The 15656-nt window shown below is 71.1% G+C and carries 14 protein-coding genes and 1 pseudogene; 9 read left to right on the top strand and 6 right to left on the bottom strand.

Annotated features, from left to right (window positions below):
* Positions 1-43: 43 nt before the first annotated feature.
* The 4 genes and pseudogenes from ABEA82_RS15475 to ABEA82_RS15460 form a co-directional block, all read right to left on the bottom strand.
* Positions 44-1474: an Nramp family divalent metal transporter gene (locus ABEA82_RS15475; protein WP_345662045.1), complete on the bottom strand. Its 1431-nt coding sequence runs from the start codon at positions 1472-1474 to the stop codon at positions 44-46.
* A 106-nt stretch (positions 1475-1580) separates the two neighbouring features.
* Positions 1581-2534 carry a phosphoglycerate dehydrogenase gene (locus ABEA82_RS15470; RefSeq protein WP_345662044.1) on the bottom strand — a complete coding sequence of 318 codons (954 nt, stop codon included), beginning with the start codon at positions 2532-2534 and terminating at the stop codon, positions 1581-1583.
* Positions 2534-3316, bottom strand: a complete 783-nt coding sequence (locus ABEA82_RS15465) for an HpcH/HpaI aldolase family protein (protein ID WP_345662043.1) — start codon at positions 3314-3316, stop codon at positions 2534-2536. The genes ABEA82_RS15470 and ABEA82_RS15465 overlap by 1 nt, the downstream gene beginning before the upstream one ends.
* 42 nt (positions 3317-3358) lie before the next feature.
* A pseudogene (locus tag ABEA82_RS15460) lies at positions 3359-4233 on the bottom strand (aldo/keto reductase).
* 423 nt (positions 4234-4656) lie between these two features.
* Between ABEA82_RS15460 and ABEA82_RS15455 the strand changes: the two are divergent.
* A complete protein-coding gene (locus tag ABEA82_RS15455) occupies positions 4657-4944 on the top strand; it encodes a hypothetical protein (RefSeq protein ID WP_345662042.1) in 288 nt (95 codons plus the stop codon).
* A 169-nt stretch (positions 4945-5113) separates the two neighbouring features.
* Here the strand turns inward: ABEA82_RS15455 and ABEA82_RS15450 are convergent, their stop codons facing one another.
* Positions 5114-5536, bottom strand: a complete 423-nt coding sequence (locus ABEA82_RS15450) for a DUF350 domain-containing protein (RefSeq protein WP_345662041.1) — start codon at positions 5534-5536, stop codon at positions 5114-5116.
* Positions 5537-5740: 204 nt separating this feature from the next.
* On the opposite strand from ABEA82_RS15450, the gene ABEA82_RS15445 reads away from it, so the two are divergent.
* The gene (locus ABEA82_RS15445; protein ID WP_345662040.1) at positions 5741-6619 is read left to right on the top strand and encodes an oxygenase MpaB family protein; all 879 of its coding nucleotides are present in this window, start codon (positions 5741-5743) and stop codon (positions 6617-6619) included.
* Between the two features lie 91 nt (positions 6620-6710).
* The gene (locus tag ABEA82_RS15440; RefSeq protein ID WP_345662039.1) at positions 6711-7109 is read left to right on the top strand and encodes a transglycosylase family protein; all 399 of its coding nucleotides are present in this window, start codon (positions 6711-6713) and stop codon (positions 7107-7109) included.
* On the opposite strand, the gene ABEA82_RS15435 is transcribed toward ABEA82_RS15440, so the two are convergent.
* On the bottom strand, positions 7093-8040 hold the full coding sequence (locus ABEA82_RS15435) for a methionyl-tRNA formyltransferase (protein WP_345662038.1): 948 nt from the start codon (positions 8038-8040) through the stop codon (positions 7093-7095). The genes ABEA82_RS15440 and ABEA82_RS15435 overlap by 17 nt on opposite strands.
* Positions 8041-8235: 195 nt before the next feature.
* On the opposite strand from ABEA82_RS15435, the gene ABEA82_RS15430 reads away from it, so the two are divergent.
* From ABEA82_RS15430 to ABEA82_RS15405, 6 genes are all read left to right on the top strand, one after another.
* Positions 8236-9591, top strand: coding sequence for a lysine N(6)-hydroxylase/L-ornithine N(5)-oxygenase family protein (locus tag ABEA82_RS15430; protein WP_345662037.1), 1356 nt, complete (start codon positions 8236-8238; stop codon positions 9589-9591).
* A 30-nt stretch (positions 9592-9621) separates the two neighbouring features.
* A complete protein-coding gene (locus tag ABEA82_RS15425) occupies positions 9622-10680 on the top strand; it encodes a FecCD family ABC transporter permease (protein WP_345662036.1) in 1059 nt (352 codons plus the stop codon).
* Entirely contained in the window at positions 10677-11759 is a 1083-nt protein-coding gene (locus tag ABEA82_RS15420) for a FecCD family ABC transporter permease (protein ID WP_345662035.1), read from the top strand. Before ABEA82_RS15425 ends, ABEA82_RS15420 begins: the two co-directional genes overlap by 4 nt.
* A gap of 39 nt (positions 11760-11798) precedes the next feature.
* A complete protein-coding gene (locus ABEA82_RS15415) occupies positions 11799-12644 on the top strand; it encodes an ABC transporter ATP-binding protein (protein WP_345662034.1) in 846 nt (281 codons plus the stop codon).
* A 112-nt stretch (positions 12645-12756) separates the two neighbouring features.
* Positions 12757-13809: an iron-siderophore ABC transporter substrate-binding protein gene (locus tag ABEA82_RS15410; protein WP_345662033.1), complete on the top strand. Its 1053-nt coding sequence runs from the start codon at positions 12757-12759 to the stop codon at positions 13807-13809.
* Positions 13810-13811: 2 nt separating this feature from the next.
* Complete coding sequence (locus tag ABEA82_RS15405; RefSeq protein WP_345662032.1) at positions 13812-15599, top strand: ABC transporter ATP-binding protein; 1788 nt, start codon at positions 13812-13814, stop codon at positions 15597-15599.
* The last annotated feature ends 57 nt before the right edge of the window (positions 15600-15656 follow it).

Raw genomic sequence — 15656 nt, 5'->3', positions numbered from 1 at the left:
GGCCGAGAACCCCCGGCCCGCGGCGGCGACGCGCGCGGCTGGTTCAGGCGCCCGGTGTGAGGCCCAGGGTGTCGAGCACCGCGTAGACCCCGAGGAAGAGAATCGCCGCGCTGCTGAGGACGAGGGCGGCGGTCATCCAGGGGTTGGCTCGGAAGCGGGGCGGGACGCCGGTGTAACGCAGTCGCCAGACCGCGATCACGACGGCGAGGAGGAAGATGCCGCCGCCGATGCCGCCGATCTGCACCATCAGGACCGGGGACTGGACCCACAGGAAGAAGCACATCCACACCGGGGGCAGGCACCAGGTGAGGATCCGGATGGTGCGGGTGCGGACCCGCAGGTCGGTCCAGTCGATCGCGCCGAGCAGGCCGAGCGTGTTGGTCCACAGTCGCGGGACGCTGGCCGACGAGGCGACGGTGACCGAGAAGAGCACGGAGATCGCGCCGGCCAGGAAGAGGTACTCGGCCCAAGGACCGAGCGTGTCGGTGTAGCTGTGCGACAGCGTGGTGATCATGTCGTTGCCCTCGGGCACCAGGCCCTGCGGATGCAGCACGGAGGCGCCGATGACGTAGAAGGACAGGGTGCAGACGGTGCACACGAGCCACGAGACGCCCACGTCGAGCCGCATGACCTTGAGCCAGCCCTCGGCGCGCCGGGCGCGCTGCTCGGTCCCGTCGTCGGGGCCGGTCCAGCGGGCGTAGCCCTTTTCGAGGCACCAGTAGGTGTAGGTCGTCATCTCGTCGGCGCCGACGCCGGTGATGCCGAACATGGCGAGGGCGATACCGACCGTGCCGGCCGGGATCTGGAAGCTGAGCCCGTCCGCGAGCTGCTCGGTCCCGTACCCGTAGGCGGTGAGCGGCAGGGCTAGCGCCAGGCCGACGGTGATCACCGTCTTGAGCGTGATGCCGATGACCTCGGCCCGCTCGACGACGTGGTACTTGCCCGTCTGGAGGATGAGGATGGCGGCGGCGGTGACGATCACGGCCCAGATCGTGAGGGATGTGCCGCTCAGCGACCCGCCGTGGAGGGGGAAGAGGATGGAGCAGGCGGCAGCGGTGCCGCCGATGATGCCGCCGCGCTGGAACATCTTGGCGAAGTCCATGCCGATCCAGAGCCAGTTGATCCAGCTGAGGCGGCCGATGCGGGGTCCGACGTCGCGGAAGCCGTCCAGCGCGGGGCGGCCGTTGAGGATGGTCCAGCGGGCCAGCTCCATCTGCACCCAGACCTTGACCGCGGTGGAGATGATCACGAGCCACAGCAGGGCGAAACCCGCCTTCGCGCCGAGCGAGGTGGTGGTGATCAGTTCGCCGGAGCCGACGACCGCGGCGGACAGGATGAGCCCGGGGCCGAGATGGCGCAGGCGGCCGCGGAAGGTGTCGGGGGCCGGGCGGGCGTCTTCGGCGCGCAGCGCGTACGGGTCGGGCTGCGCGGGGGGCGGCGCCGCGGCGGCGCCGTCGGTCGACGTGATGGCCATGTCAGGTCCTAGGGATCTTCCGGCGTCGTCACCGGTATCCGGTACGGGGACAGAGGTGTGTCGTGGGGGGCGTGATCGGAGTCGGCCGGGCCGACAACGGCGGGGCTCAGCGGGCCTGGTGGTGGGGTGCCTCGCCCGCCAGTACGCGGACGACGTCCTCGGCCACCATCACGCCCATGGCCTGGTTGGCCTCCGGGGTGCAGGCGGCCATGTGGGAGGTGAGGAGGGTCCGGGGAGCCTCGCGCAGGGGGTGTCCGGCGGGCAGGGGCTCGGTGCTGAAGGCGTCGAGGGCCGCGGCCCCGAGGTGCCCGGAACGCAGCAGGTGGGCCAGCGCGTTCTCGTCGACGAGGCCGCCGCGTGCCGCGTTGACCAGGATCGCGCCTGGCCGCATCGCCGCGAGACGGGCGCCGTCCAGCAGCGGCGTGCCGGACGGGTCGGGCGGGGTGTGCAGGCTGACGGCGTCGGCGCGGGCCAGCAGGTCGTCCAGGCCGGCCGGTTCGGCGCCGTGCGCACGGACGTCGTCGCCCGGGACGTACGGGTCGTGGGCGAGCACGCGCATCCCGAAGGCGTGGGCGTAGCCGGCGAGCAGTCGGCCGATGCGGCCGAAGCCGACGATGCCGAGGGTCTTGCCGTGCAGTTCGGGGCCGAACAGCTTCGGCCAGCCGCCCGCCGCCACCGCGGTGTGCGAGGCGGTGAGGGAGCGCGTCGCCGACAGCAGCAGGCCGAAGCTGTACTCGGCCACCGCGCGGGAGTTGCTGCCCGGTGCGCACACCACCGGTATGCCGCGGGCGTGGGCGGCGCCGACGTCGATGGTGTCCACGCCGACACCGTGTTTGGCGATCACCTTGAGGCGGGGGGCGGCGGCCAGCACCTCGGCGGTGACGGGGTCCATGCCGACGATCAGGGCGTCCGCCTCGGGGGCGTGGGCGAACAGTTCGGCGGTGGGCAGGGGCCCGTCGGCGCAGGGGCGGAGCGGTCCGGCCCCGGACTCCTCGAGGATCTGCCAGGGGCGCGCCGAATGCCGTGCGAAGGTGGGCGTCGTGATGAGCGTGGTCGGCATCAGTTCGCCCCGCGCGCCGCGTCGAGGTGGGACGTGGCGACCTGTTGCAGGTGGACGACGTCGGCCGCGACCGAGGCGAAGGTGAAGCCCTCGGCGAGGCGGCGGGCCGCGCTCGCGCCGTCGGCGTTGTGGATGCCGGCCGCGATGCCCGCCGCCTCGGCCGCCTTGCTGATGCGGGCCAGCGCGTGCTCGAACTCCTCCTGTACGGACGGGTCGGTGGATGTCGCGCCGCCGATGGCCAGGCGCAGGTCGGACGGGCCGACGTAGATGCCGTCGAGGCCGGGCGTCGCGCAGATCTCCTCCACGTTGGCGAGGCCGTCGGCCGTCTCGATCATCGCGAGGACGGCGGTCTGGGCGTGGGTTCCGGCCGGGTCGGGCCCGATGCGGAGCTGGGCGCGCATCGGGCCGTAGGAGCGGCGGCCCAGCGGCGGGTAGCGGACGGCGGCCACGGCGTCGGCGGCGTCCTGCGCGGTGTCGATCAGCGGGACGATGACGGCGGTCGCGCCCGCGTCGAGCGCCTTGCCGATGTAGGTGAGGTCGTTGGCCTCCACGCGCACCACGCCGACGGCGGTACTGCCCTTGGTGTCGGTGGCCAGAAGGTTGCTCAGCATGCCCTGGTAGCCGAAGAGTCCGTGCTGCGCGTCGAAGGCGAGGTAGTCGTAGCCGATGCGGGCGAGGCGCTCGGCGGCGATCGGCGAGTCGAGCAGGGACCAGTAGCCGATGAGCCGTTCGCGGGCGCGCAGAGCGGCGGTGAACTCGGCTGAGGTGCGGCCGGTTGCCATGAAGGTCTCCGTAATCTCCGTGACGGTCGGGGTGGGGAGGTCTCAGCGGTTGCAGGCCGGCGTCGGGCCGCGCAGGCGGGCGCCCACCTCGTCGCAGGCGGCCAGCACCTCGGCGGACAGTTCTCCCTCCGCGGCGGCGGCGATGTCGGCCTTGAGGTGCTCGACCTTCGAACCGCCGAGGAGCAGTGCGTCGGTGGAGGGGCGGTCCAGCGGCCAGCGCAGGGCGAGGGCGGTCAGCGGCATGCCCGCGTCGGAGGCGATACGGGTGAGGTCGGTGACGGCGCGGAACAGATCCTCGTTCCAGTAGCGCTCGCGGTACATCGCGACCGGCTCGGGATCACCGAAGCGGCCGCTGTCCGAGGCCTGTTCGAAGGTGTGGCGGCCGGTGAGCAGACCGCCGCCGAGCGGGTTGTAGACCATCGTGCGCAGACCGGTGACGGCCGCGTACTCGACGTACTCTTCCTCGATTCGCCGCGCGAGCGGGTTGTGCGGTTGCTGGGCGACGACCGGGCGGGGCGCGCCGACCTCGGCGGCCACGCGGCTGAGCTCGGCGATCTGCCAGGCCGCGAAGTTGGAGACGCCGAGCGCGAGTACCTTGCCCTCCCGCACGAACTCGGCGACGGTCGCCAGGGTTTCGGCGATCGGCGTCGCGGGTCCGGCTGGTGCAGGTAGAGGAGGTCGACGTGGTCGGTGCCCAGGCGCCCCGGGCTGCCGTCGAGCGCGGCGCGCAGGGCCTCGGGGGAGAGCGGCGCGTGGTCGCCCTGGTCGGGGTGCGGGATGCCGGCCTTGGTGGCGAGGACCAGCCGGTCGCGGCGGCCGGGCAGGAGTTTGGCGAGGATGCGCTCGCTCTCGCCGCCCGCGTAGCCGCCCGCGGTGTCCACGCCCGTGATGCCCGCGTCGAGCGCGGTGTCCAGCATCGACGCGGCCGTCGTGCGGTCCGCGGTGTCGCCGAAGGTCATCGTGCCCAGGACGAGACGGGACAGCGGGACGGGGACGTGCGGGAGAGCGATGCCGACGGTCACGTCGATTCCTTCCGGGGCGGGTGATGCCAGCGGTGCCAGTGGTGCCGGGGATATGCGTCTGACGTGCGCCGTCTGCGCGGAATGCGCATGCTGCATCGCCGTCCGCTGGGTGATGGGCGACGGTGCAGGGGAACGCTCGCATGGCTGCGCGAATCGCGCAAGGGTTGTCGCGCGCTTCGCGCACTATTTGCCCCTCGGCTCGCTTTGGGCTCTGACGCCGATCGCAGACGTGCCGCGCGGCGTGGACGGGTAGGGGGCCCCGTCAAAGGTCGAGGAGCGATGCGCGTGCGGCATCAGGGGAACGATCGGGGAGGGACCGTGGCGCTCTTGGATCAACTGCCCGCTCTGCCGGGCGTCGTGGTCGGTTCACTGGGCTCGTACGCGGTGCGGAGCCTGACCGAGCGTCGACGGTGGAAGCGGCAGCGGGAGGAGCGGTGGGACGAGAAACGCTTCGAGACGTCCGTCCCGCTCGTCGGGGACGCGGCGACGATCGCGGCGGCGCGGCGCCGGCACGAGGCGGTCCGGACCGCCGAGTTGCTCGCGGGAGGGGCCGGTGGACGCCGGCATGTGGACCAAGTCCCATCAGCCGGCGAGTGCGGCGCGTGACGCCTTCTAGGCGAGCGCGCGGCGTGACCTCGGCATCACGGGAGGTCCGCCGGCGTCGGGGGAGTGGCCTCGGACGTGGCGGGCCGAACTCTCCGGGTGAGGCGGCCCGCCGGACGTCCAGAGCCTGTCGTCCGGCCCCGCGTCTGCGTCGTGATCCGAACGACAGGCCCTAGGCGATGGAAGCCGAGAGGATGGCCGACACGGCGAGGTTGCAGGACGCCGTCACCCAGACCGCGGGGTGCGGCTCCGGCTCGACCAGGGCCGCGCCCAGGCGCCCCGGCGTGATCAGGTCCACCACCAGGAACGCCACGGCCATCATCACCAGACCCAGCAGACCGAACGCCGCGGTCGACACCAGCCCCTTGCCGAAGTCCTCGTACGTCGTCCAGATGGACGTGAACACGATGCCACCGATGCCGAGCAGCGCGGAGCTGAGCACCATGGCGGCGTTGCGGTTGCGCTCCTCCCATATCTGCCGGCCGAGCTTTCCGGGCGTCAGCACGTCGACCAGGACGATGCCGAGGACCAGCAGGACCAGACCCAGCCCGCCGTAAGCGCTGGCCCTGCCGAGCCCGTTGACGATGTCGCTCATGGGTGCGCGGCTCCGTAGCATGAGAGATCGTGAATGATCGCGGTCAAGGAGAAGCAAAATGTAACGCACCTGTTCGGCGCCCAGATCAGCCCCCTGGCAGCTGGGGACAACCGATGTGCGTCGGGATGTCTCCGTGGGGGGACCCGGGGCAGAAGGAGTCATAGGCGGACCGAACCCCACCGTCGCCCAGGTAAGGAGGGCGCGATGTCCAGGAGACTCGTCCCGGAAGGCGGCCCCTCGCTGCGCGACTGGCTCGGCAACGAGATCTTCTCCCGTGTGGCGGGCCCGGAAGGCACGGAGAACCGAACGCGGATCCACGGCACACCCGGCCCGCGCTGGTTCGGCCCCGAGCGGCCCGTCAGGAGGGTGCACGGGGATGCCGCCATGTTCATCGGCGGCCTGTCGGCCCTGTTGCTCCAGTCGCTCCATCCACTGGCCATGGCCGCCGTGGCCGGGCACTCGGGCTTCCGCGGAGATCCGTGGGGACGGCTCCAGCGGACCAGTACCTTCCTGGCCGTCACCACCTACGGGCCCGCCCGGAGCGCTCAGGAGGCCTGCGACCGGGTACGGGCCGTCCACGAGACGGTGCGCGGCACGACCGCCGACGGCCAGCGGTACTCCGCCGCGGACCCGCACCTGCTGTGCTGGGTGCACGTCGCCGAGACCGACAGCTTCCTGCGCGCCCATCAGCGCTACGGCGCGCATCCCCTCGACGACGAGCAATGCGACGCCTATGTGGCCGACATGGCGCGCGTCGCCACGGCGCTCGGCGTCCCGGACCCGCCGGCGGACGTCGCCGAACTCACCGCGCGCCTGGCCGCCTACCGCGGTGAGCTGCGCGCCACCGACGAAGCGCGCAGCTCGGCCCGTTTCCTGCTGCTGAATCCGCCCGTCCCGTTCCTCGCCCGTCTTCCGTACGGCGTCATCGCCGCCAACGCCGTCTCCCTCCTGCCGCTCTGGGCCTCGCGTGCGCTGTGGCTGCCACGGCTTCCCGTTCTGGAGGGTCCGTGCGTCCGCCCGCTCGGCACAGCGGTGACCGCGGGGATCCGCTGGGCCCTGGCACCGTCCCGTGAGGCGGCATAGTGCTCGTGGCCGCCTCGGCGGTGCAGCCTTTTGGCGTAGGAGTCCTCGCTCTCAAATCGCCGCTGGCACAACGCGGTGCAACGGTCTATCTATGATTTCGTCACAGAACGCCGAAACGATCAGTACGCGCGACTGTCGCCGCCGCAGGCTGAGTCCGGCACTCGTGCTGCTGGTGACCGCCGCGATATTGGGTGTTGCCACCAGGGCGGAAGCTCTGCCGCCCCTTCCGTCCGGGACCGACTGGGACGCCATCGCCGCCTGCGAGTCCGGCGGCAACTGGAAGGCGAACACCGGCAACGGCCATTACGGCGGCCTGCAGTTCAAACAGTCCAGCTGGGTCGCCGCCGGTGGACTGAAGTACGCCCCGCGCGCCGACCTGGCCACGCGCAAGGAGCAGATCTCCGTGGCCAGGCGCCTCGCCGCCCTGCAGGGGATGTCCGCGTGGTCCTGCGCGCGAGCCCAGGCCGACGTGCTCAGGGATGGCTGGTGAGATAACCGCCCATGGACGTGAAGTACTCCGTGGCGCCCAACTCCCGGCCGTCCTCGGTCCGTACGCGTGTGATGGCCAGGCCGTGGTTGCGGCCGGTGCGGGCGTCGGCTCCCGCGACGACGACCACGCCGTCGCCCTCGCGATAGAAGATGCGGCCGGGCGTACCGCCGTAGCGTCCCTCGGAGACCACGGCGGCGAGGACCTCGAGTCGCTTGCCCTTGTGGAAGGCGTAGGCGCTGGGGTAGGGCTCGGACTGGGCGCGGACCAAGCGCTGGAGGTCCTCCGCCGGCCAGGTCCAGTCGATGCGGCTGTCCTCGAGGGACCGCTTGTGGAAGAAGCTGGCCTGTGACCGGTCCTGCTCGGTGAACTCCGTCTGCCCCGAGGCGATCAGGGCGAGCGCGCCGATGGTGACCGGGGCGATGAGGTCGACGGTCTTGTGGAAGAGGTCGGTGGCGGTGTCCGCCGGCCCGACCGGCACCGCCTCCTGCCGGACGATGGCGCCGGCGTCGAGTTCGTCGTTCATCATGTGCGCCGTGACGCCCACTTCGGACTCGCCGTTGATCAGGGCCCAGATCAGCGGGGAGAACCCGGCGTACTTCGGCAGCAGCGAGTCGTGCACGTTCAGGGTGCCGTGGCGCGGAAGGCCGAAGATGCGCGGCGGGATCCAGGTCCGCCAGTTGTTCGCCACGATGATGTCCGGGTCGGCCTCCTTGAGGCGCTGGAACAACTCGTCGTCGTCCGGGCGGTTGCGGATCACCACCGGGACGCCGTGCTCCTCCGCGAGGTCGGCGACGGAGTCGCTCCAGATCTTCTCGTACGCGTGCTCGCTCTTGGGATGTGTCACCACGAGGACCACGTCGTGTTCGGAGTCCAGAAGGGCTTGCAGGGTGCGATGCCCCCAGGTCTGGTAGCCGAACATGACGACCCGCATGGGCTTCCTCCTCAGGGCAGGGATGAACCGAGGGCAAGTAAAGCAAGGCTTGCCTTAGTGCACAACAGGCCCTTGTGGCCGCGCACTTGAGAGCTTAGGCTCACCTAAGTTTTCGGTTTGCCGCTCCGTCGGCGTGCCCGCTCCTCGTACTTTCCCCACGCCTGACAGGCGACCGCCCCGCACGATGGGAGAGACATGTCACGGGTTCTTCCTGGTGACGCAACACCGGTACACGACCTCATCGGCATCGGCTTCGGGCCGTCCAATGTGGCCATGGCGATCGCGATCGGCGAGCACAACGCACAGGCCGCGGAGCAGGAGGTGATCACCGCCCGCTTCTTCGAGCAGCAGCCCTCCTTCGGCTGGCACCGCGGCATGCTCATCGACGACGCCACCATGCAGGTCTCCTTCCTCAAGGACCTGGTGACGCTCCGGAACCCGGCCAGCGAGTTCAGCTTCCTCTGCTACCTGAAGAGCAAGGGACGGCTGATCGACTTCATCAACCACAAGAACCTCTTCCCGCTGCGGGTGGAGTTCCACGACTACTTCGAGTGGGCCGCGGCCCAGGTCGAGGACATGGTCTCCTACGGTCACGAGGTCGTCGGCGTCACGCCGGTCGTCCGGGACGGCGCCGTGGAGCACCTGGAGGTGACGGTCCGGTCGGGGGAGGGTCTCATGGTCCACCGGGCCCGCAACCTCGTCGTCGGCACCGGACTGCGTCCCCTCATGCCGGAGGGCGTGGAGCGTGGCGACCGCGTCTGGCACAACTCCGAGCTGCTGGCGAGGGTCGACGAGCTGGACGGCACAGCGCCCTCCCGGTTCGTCGTCGTGGGCGCGGGCCAGAGCGCCGCCGAGAACGTCGCCTACCTGCACCGCCGCTTCCCCGAGGCCGAGATCTGCGCGGTCTTCTCCCGCTACGGCTACAGCCCGGCCGACGACAGCAGCTTCGCCAACCGGATCTTCGACCCCGCCGCCGTCGACGAGTACTTCGCGGCGCCGGAGAACGTCAAACGCCGGCTCATGGACTACCACGGCAACACGAACTACTCCGTGGTGGACATCGACCTGATCGACGACCTGTACCGGCAGATGTACCGGGAGCAGGTCCTCGGCACCGAGCGGCTCCGCTTCCTCAACGTGTCACGGCTCACCGAGGTCAAGGAGACGCCGGCCAAGGTCCGCGCCACGGTCACGTCCCTCGTCACGGGCGACGAGACGCCGCTCGACGCCGACGTCGTGGTCTTCGCCACCGGCTACAGCCCGGCCGACCCGCTCGGTCTCCTCGGCGAGGTCGCCGACCACTGCCTCCGCGACGACGCCGGCCGCGTCCGTGTCGAGCGCGACTACCGCATCGCGACCGACCCCCGCCTGCGTTGCGGCATCTATCTGCAGGGCGGCACGGAGCACACCCACGGCATCACGTCGTCCCTGCTGTCCAACACCGCCGTCAGGGTCGGCGAGATCCTCGACTCACTGCTCGACCGGGGCCTCGCGTCCGCTGCCGCCGAGGCCCGCACGGTCGCCGACGGGACCGGCAGCACCGCCCGCTAGACCGCAGCCAAAGGGATGACGTACGTCGACATGGGCACGACCGCAGTCGAGCGCCCCGCGCTCAGGGGAAGGACACCGGCCCGCCGGCGACGGGTCGTGGGTCTGTGCACGCTGGTGGTGGTCCTCGTGATCGCGGGAGCGGTCTCGCTGGCCGTCGGTGCCCGCGCGTTGAGCCCCGCCGAGGTGTGGCACGGGCTCTTCGCGGCGCCCGACTCCGACCAGCGGCACACCGAGATCAGGCTCATCGTCCAGACCGTACGGGTGCCCCGGACGGTGCTCGCGATCGTGGCGGGCATCGCCCTGGGGGTCGGCGGGGCGTTGATCCAGGGATACACGCGCAACCCGATCGCCGACACGGGCCTGCTGGGGGTGAACACCGGAGCCTCGTTCGCCGTGGTGTCGGTGATCGCGCTGTTCGGGCTCACCGACCCGTTCCAGTACGTCTGGTTCGCCTTCCTGGGGGCCGCGGCGGCCGGCGTCGTCGTGTTCGGGCTGGCGAGCATCGGCAGGGGAGCCGGCAACCCGCTGACGCTCGCCCTGGCCGGGCAAGGGGTCGCGGTGTTCCTCGCGGCGATGACCACGGCGGTCGCACTGTCGGACCAGGAGTCCCTGAACGCGCTGCGGTTCTGGAACGCGGGCTCGGTGGCCGGCGTCGGCTTCGACGTCATCTGGCCGGTGACCGGCTTCATCGCGGCCGGGCTGGTGTTGGCGCTGACCACGCTGCCCGCCATCAACCTGCTCAACCTGGGTGACGACGTGGCCCGGGGCCTCGGGGTCAACATCGCGCTCAGCCGGACCGTCGGCATCACCGCCATCACGCTGCTGGCGGGCGCGGCGACGGCGGCCTGCGGGCCCATCGCGTTCCTCGGGCTCATGGTCGCGCACGTGGCCCGCCATCTGACGGGGCCGGACTATCGCTGGCTGGTGCCGTACGCCGGTCTGCTCGGGGCCGTCGTCCTGCTGGTCTGCGACATCGTGGGCCGGCTGGTGGTGCGGCCGGGCGAGTTGGACGCGGGTGTCCTCGTCGCTCTCCTGGGTGCCCCGTTCTTCGCGGGGCTGGTGTGGCGCGGAAAGTTCAAGAACGCATGAACGGAACGGGTGTGCGGCCGAACGGGGCGGATGTGAAGGCAGCGGTGGCGCCGGGCGTGCGCTTCGCAGGGGTGTCGTTCGTCTGGCGGCCCTGGGTCGTCCTCGTCACCCTGCTGCTGGCGGCGGCGGCCTTCCTGGTCTTCTGCCTGTCCATCGGCGTCGGCGACTTTCCCATCGGACTGCCGCAGGTGATCGCCACTCTGCTCGGCCGGGGCGAGCAGGTCGACCAGTTCGTCATCATGGACCTGCGGATGCCACGTGCCCTGGCCGGACTCGTCGTGGGGATCGCGCTGGGGGTGTCCGGAGCGATCACGCAGTCCGTCGCACGCAATCCGCTCGCCAGCCCGGACATTCTGGGGATCACCGGGGGCGCCGGTGCGGTCGCCGTGTTCCTGGTGACGGTCTCGGGCGGGGCCGCCTCGGCGATCGTCGACTCCGTCGGCCTGTCCGCGGCGGCGCTCGCGGGCGGACTGGGCACGGGGCTGCTGGTGTACTTCCTGGCGTGGCGGCGCGGGATCGACGGTTTCCGGCTCATCCTCATCGGCATCTCGGTGAGCGCCGTGATGGAGGCGATCACGACCTGGCTGCTGGCCACGGCCGACATCAGGGACGTGGCCCGGGCCCAGGCGTGGCTGGTCGGCTCGCTGGACGACCGGTCCTGGGGCGAGGTCCGTATCGCGCTCTGGGGCACGCTCGTCCTCCTCGTCGTCGTGGCGTGTGCCGCCTTCCAGTTCAAGCCGATGCACCTCGGGGACGACGTCGCGGCGGGTCTGGGCGTCCGGTACACGCGGGTGCGTGCGGTCCTGCTGCTGTGCGCCGTGCTGCTGGCCGGTGTGGCGGTGAGCGCGGCCGGACCGGTCCCGTTCGTCGCGCTGGTGGCGCCGCAGGTGGCCATGCGGCTGGCCAGGTGCCCCACACCGCCGATGGTGGCATCCGGGGTGGTCGGAGCCCTGCTGCTGACCGGTGCGGATCTGGTCGCGCGCACGGCACTGCCGATCAGCCTCCCGGTCGGTGTGGTCACCGCCGCGATCGGCGGCCCCTTCCTCGTGTATCTGCTGGTTCGGGCGAACCTCAGATAGCCGGTACAAAGGTCAGGAAGCGTGAACGGAGGGGGACTTGTGGGCGCTCAGCACACGACAACAACCGAGATCGAGTCCGGAGTCGTCGACGCCGCACGGCTGGAGGCCCGGGGCGTCACGGTCGGGTACGGCGCCCGGACGGTCATCGAGGACCTCGACGTGGCGATCCCGTCCGGGGTCGTGACCACGATCATCGGTCCCAACGGCTGTGGGAAGTCGACCCTGTTGCGGACCTTGTCACGGCTGCTCAAGCCGGCCAGGGGCACGGTCGTCCTGGACGGCGACGACATCGGCAGGCTCCGGACCAGGGACGTCGCGAAGAAGCTCGGCCTGCTGCCGCAGGCGCCGGTCGCGCCGGACGGGCTGACGGTGTCCGACCTGGTCGCCAGGGGCCGCCATCCGCATCAGAGCTGGCTGCGGCAGTGGTCGTCGGACGACGCCGCAGTCGTGGAGCGCGCGCTGGCCATGACCGGGGTGGCCGACCTGGGCGACCGCCCGGTGGACTCCCTGTCCGGGGGACAGCGTCAACGCGTCTGGATCTCCATGACGTTGGCCCAGGGGACCGACCTGCTGCTGCTGGACGAGCCGACCACCTACCTGGATCTGGCGCACGCGATCGACGTGCTCGACCTGGTCGACGACCTGCACGAGTCGGGGTGCACCGTGGTCATGGTGCTGCACGACCTCAACCTGGCCGTGCGCTACAGCGACAACCTCGTGGTGATGAGGGACGGTTCGATCCTGGCGCAGGGGCACCCGCGTGACGTGATCACCGCCGAGCTGCTGCACGAGGCGTTCGGCCTGCGCGCCAAGGTGATCGACGACCCGGTCGGTGACCGGCCGCTCATCGTGCCCATCGGCCGCGCCCACGTTCAACTGCCCTAGATCACACGAATGTTGGAGTAGTTAGGCTAGGCTAACCTCATCCGCTCACGCTAAGGTTTGCCTGCCCTTAGACGGGGGCGCAGTGGACAGCGCGAAAGCAAGGGGAAAGCGGATGCTCCTCACCAGAACGACGCGGACCAAGCCCCGGCGGTGGGCGGCCGCCCTGTCCGCCGCCACGCTCGGCGTCGGCCTCCTCGCGGGATGCGGCTCCGACTCGTCCGACTCCGCGGACAAGGCGAGCAGCGGCAACTCGACCGCCGGCGGCGCGTTCCCGGTCACGGTGGAGCACGCGTTCGGATCCACAAAGATCACCAAGGCCCCCGAACGGGTCGTCACCGTCGGCTACACGGACGACCAGACCGTCCTGGCGTTCGGGACCAAGCCGGTCGGCATGGTCGACCAGTACCCGAACCCGGCGGGCAAGAGCCCCGACATCAACACCCAGTGGCCCTGGGTGAAGGACAAGTGGGGCAGCACCCGGCCCGAGGTCGTCATGAAGAACGGCGACTCCGGCCCCAACTACGAGAAGATCGCCGCCCTGCGCCCCGACCTGATCATCGCGGTCTACTCCGAGGTCGACCGGGCCGCCTACGACAAGCTCTCCAGGATCGCCCCGACGGTGGGCCGCACCAAGGCCGAGAAGGAGCCTTTCAGCGCGCCCTGGCAGGACAACGCCCTGCAGATCGCCAAGGCCCTCGGCAAGGCCGAAGAGGGCGAGAAGATGATCGCGGACGTGCAGGACCAGCTCGCCACGGCCAAGAAGGAACACCCCGCCTTCGGCAAGGAAACCGCCGTCGCGCTGTCCTGGTACGAGAACTCGGTGGCGCCGTTCACCTCCACCGACGTGCGCGGACGACTGGTGTCGGGCATCGGCTTCCAGTACCGGACCGAGATCGACAAGGTCGCGGGCGGCAGCTTCTACACCAAGCTCTCACCCGAACGCATCGACCTGGTCGACGTCGACCGCATCTTCGTCATCAACGACAAGGCGGACACGGCGGCGCTGAAGAAGTTCAAGCTGTTCACCAACCTGGACGCGGTCAAGAACGGCAAGGTGGCCTACCTGCCGGACAGCGAGGGCCCGGCCGTCGGCGCGGCCATCTCGCAAGGCACCCTGCTCTCCATGCCGTACGCGATCGACGAGCTCGTCAAGTCGGTCGGGTAGGTGTGAGCACCACCGACACGCGCGTCGCCCCGGCGGCCCTGCGCACGGCGACCGGACGCGAGGCCACCCGATGGGTCGCGGCGCACTGCCGCGAGACGCCCTGGCTGACGGTCGCCACCGTGCTCACCACGGTGGCAGGGGCGGCGCTCCAGGTCCTCCCCCTGCTCCTGCTCGGCCGCGTGGTCGACGGGGTCGTCGAGGGCGCGTCCCGCTCCGTCCTGGTCACGATCGGGGCGCTGATGGTGGCCGCGGCCCTGCTCGGCGCGGCGGCCACCGCCGTCTCGACCTACCTGATCGGGCGGCTGGGCGCGGACCTGCTCGCGCGGCTGCGCGAAGGCGCCGTCCGGGCGGTGCTCGGAATGCCGAGCGCACGGGTCGAGCAGGTCGGACGGGGAGACGTCCTCTCCCGGGTCGGTGACGACGTGGCCGTCATCTCCAAGGGCATCCGTTCGGCCATCCCCACGGTGTTCTCGGCGGGCGTGCTGGTCGTCATCGCCACGGTCGGCATGTTCGGGCTGGACTGGCGGCTCGGCCTGGCAGGCGCCGGCGCGCTGCCCGCGTACGCCCTGGCCCTGCGCTGGTACCTCCCCCGCTCCGCCCCGCTCTACCGTAAGCAGCGGGCCGCCCAGGCCGACCGGGCACAGGCCCTGATCAGCGGCCTCAACGGCATCGACACGGTCCGGGCCTACCGCCTCGAAGGCGCCTTCCGCGAGAAGGTCACCGAGGAGTCGTGGCGGGTGCGCGACCTCGGCATCGAGGTGTTCCGCTTCTTCGGCCGGTTCGTCGGCAGGGAGAACCGCGCCGAGTTCATCGGGCTCGTCCTGATCCTCGTGGTGGGATACGCCCTGCTGGAGGCCGATGCCGCGAGCCTCGGCGAGGTGTCGGCGGCCCCGCTGCTGTTCCACCGGCTGTTCGTCCCGCTCGGCGCCATCATGTTCACCTTCGACGAGGCACAGAAGTCGGGCGCCAGTCTGACCCGGCTCGTCGGGGTGCTGGAGGAGCCCACCGAGGACCGGCTGGTCGGCGACACGACCGTCGAGTCGCCGGACGCGGGGCCGTACCCGGTGACGGTGGAGGGCCTGACGTTCCGCTACCCCGGTGGCGCGGAGCCGGTGCTGCGGGACGTCAGCCTGACGATCCCGGCCGGCGGTTCGCTCGCGCTGGTGGGGGCGACGGGCGCGGGCAAGACGACCCTGGCCGCGCTGATCGCGGGCATCGGGACCCCGGAGGCCGGGTCGGTGCGCGTCGGGTCGACCGACCTCGCCGGTCTGGACGAGGCCGGGGCGCGCGCCTTGGTCAGCATCCTGACGCAGGAGACCCACGTCTTCTCCGGCACGCTCGCCGACGATCTGCGGCTGGCCGCACCGGAGGCGACCGACGCCGACCTGAGGGACGCGCTGCGCACGGTCGGCGCCGACGGCTGGGTCGAGGCGCTGCCCGACGGGCTGAACACCCTGGTCGGCGAGGGCGGTGAGCGCCTGGACGTCACCAAGGTCGCCCAGATCGCCCTGGCCCGGCTGGTGCTGGGCCGCGCGCCGGTCGTGGTGCTCGACGAGTCGACGGCGGAGGCGGGCAGCGAAGGAGCCGCCGAGCTGGAGCGGGCCGTGCTGGCCGCGTGCTCGGGCCGCACCACGTTGTTCGTGGCACACCGGCTGACCCAGGCCATGACGGCGGACCGGATCGCCGTGCTGGACGCGGGACGTGTGGTGGAGCAGGGAACGCACGAGGAACTGGTGGCTCTGGGCGGCCGGTACGCACGACTGTGGCGGGCCTGGCGCGAAGGCAGTTGAGCAACCCCTGAAGTGAGTCGGTCCGACTTTCCCACGGTGGAAGGAACGCGGAGTCTT

Source organism: Streptomyces venetus (genome assembly GCF_039540295.1).
GTDB classification, from domain to species: Bacteria; Actinomycetota; Actinomycetes; order Streptomycetales; family Streptomycetaceae; genus Streptomyces; species Streptomyces venetus.
Note: the sequence above shows the minus strand (reverse complement) of the source record. Positions and strands in the feature narration are given on the sequence as shown.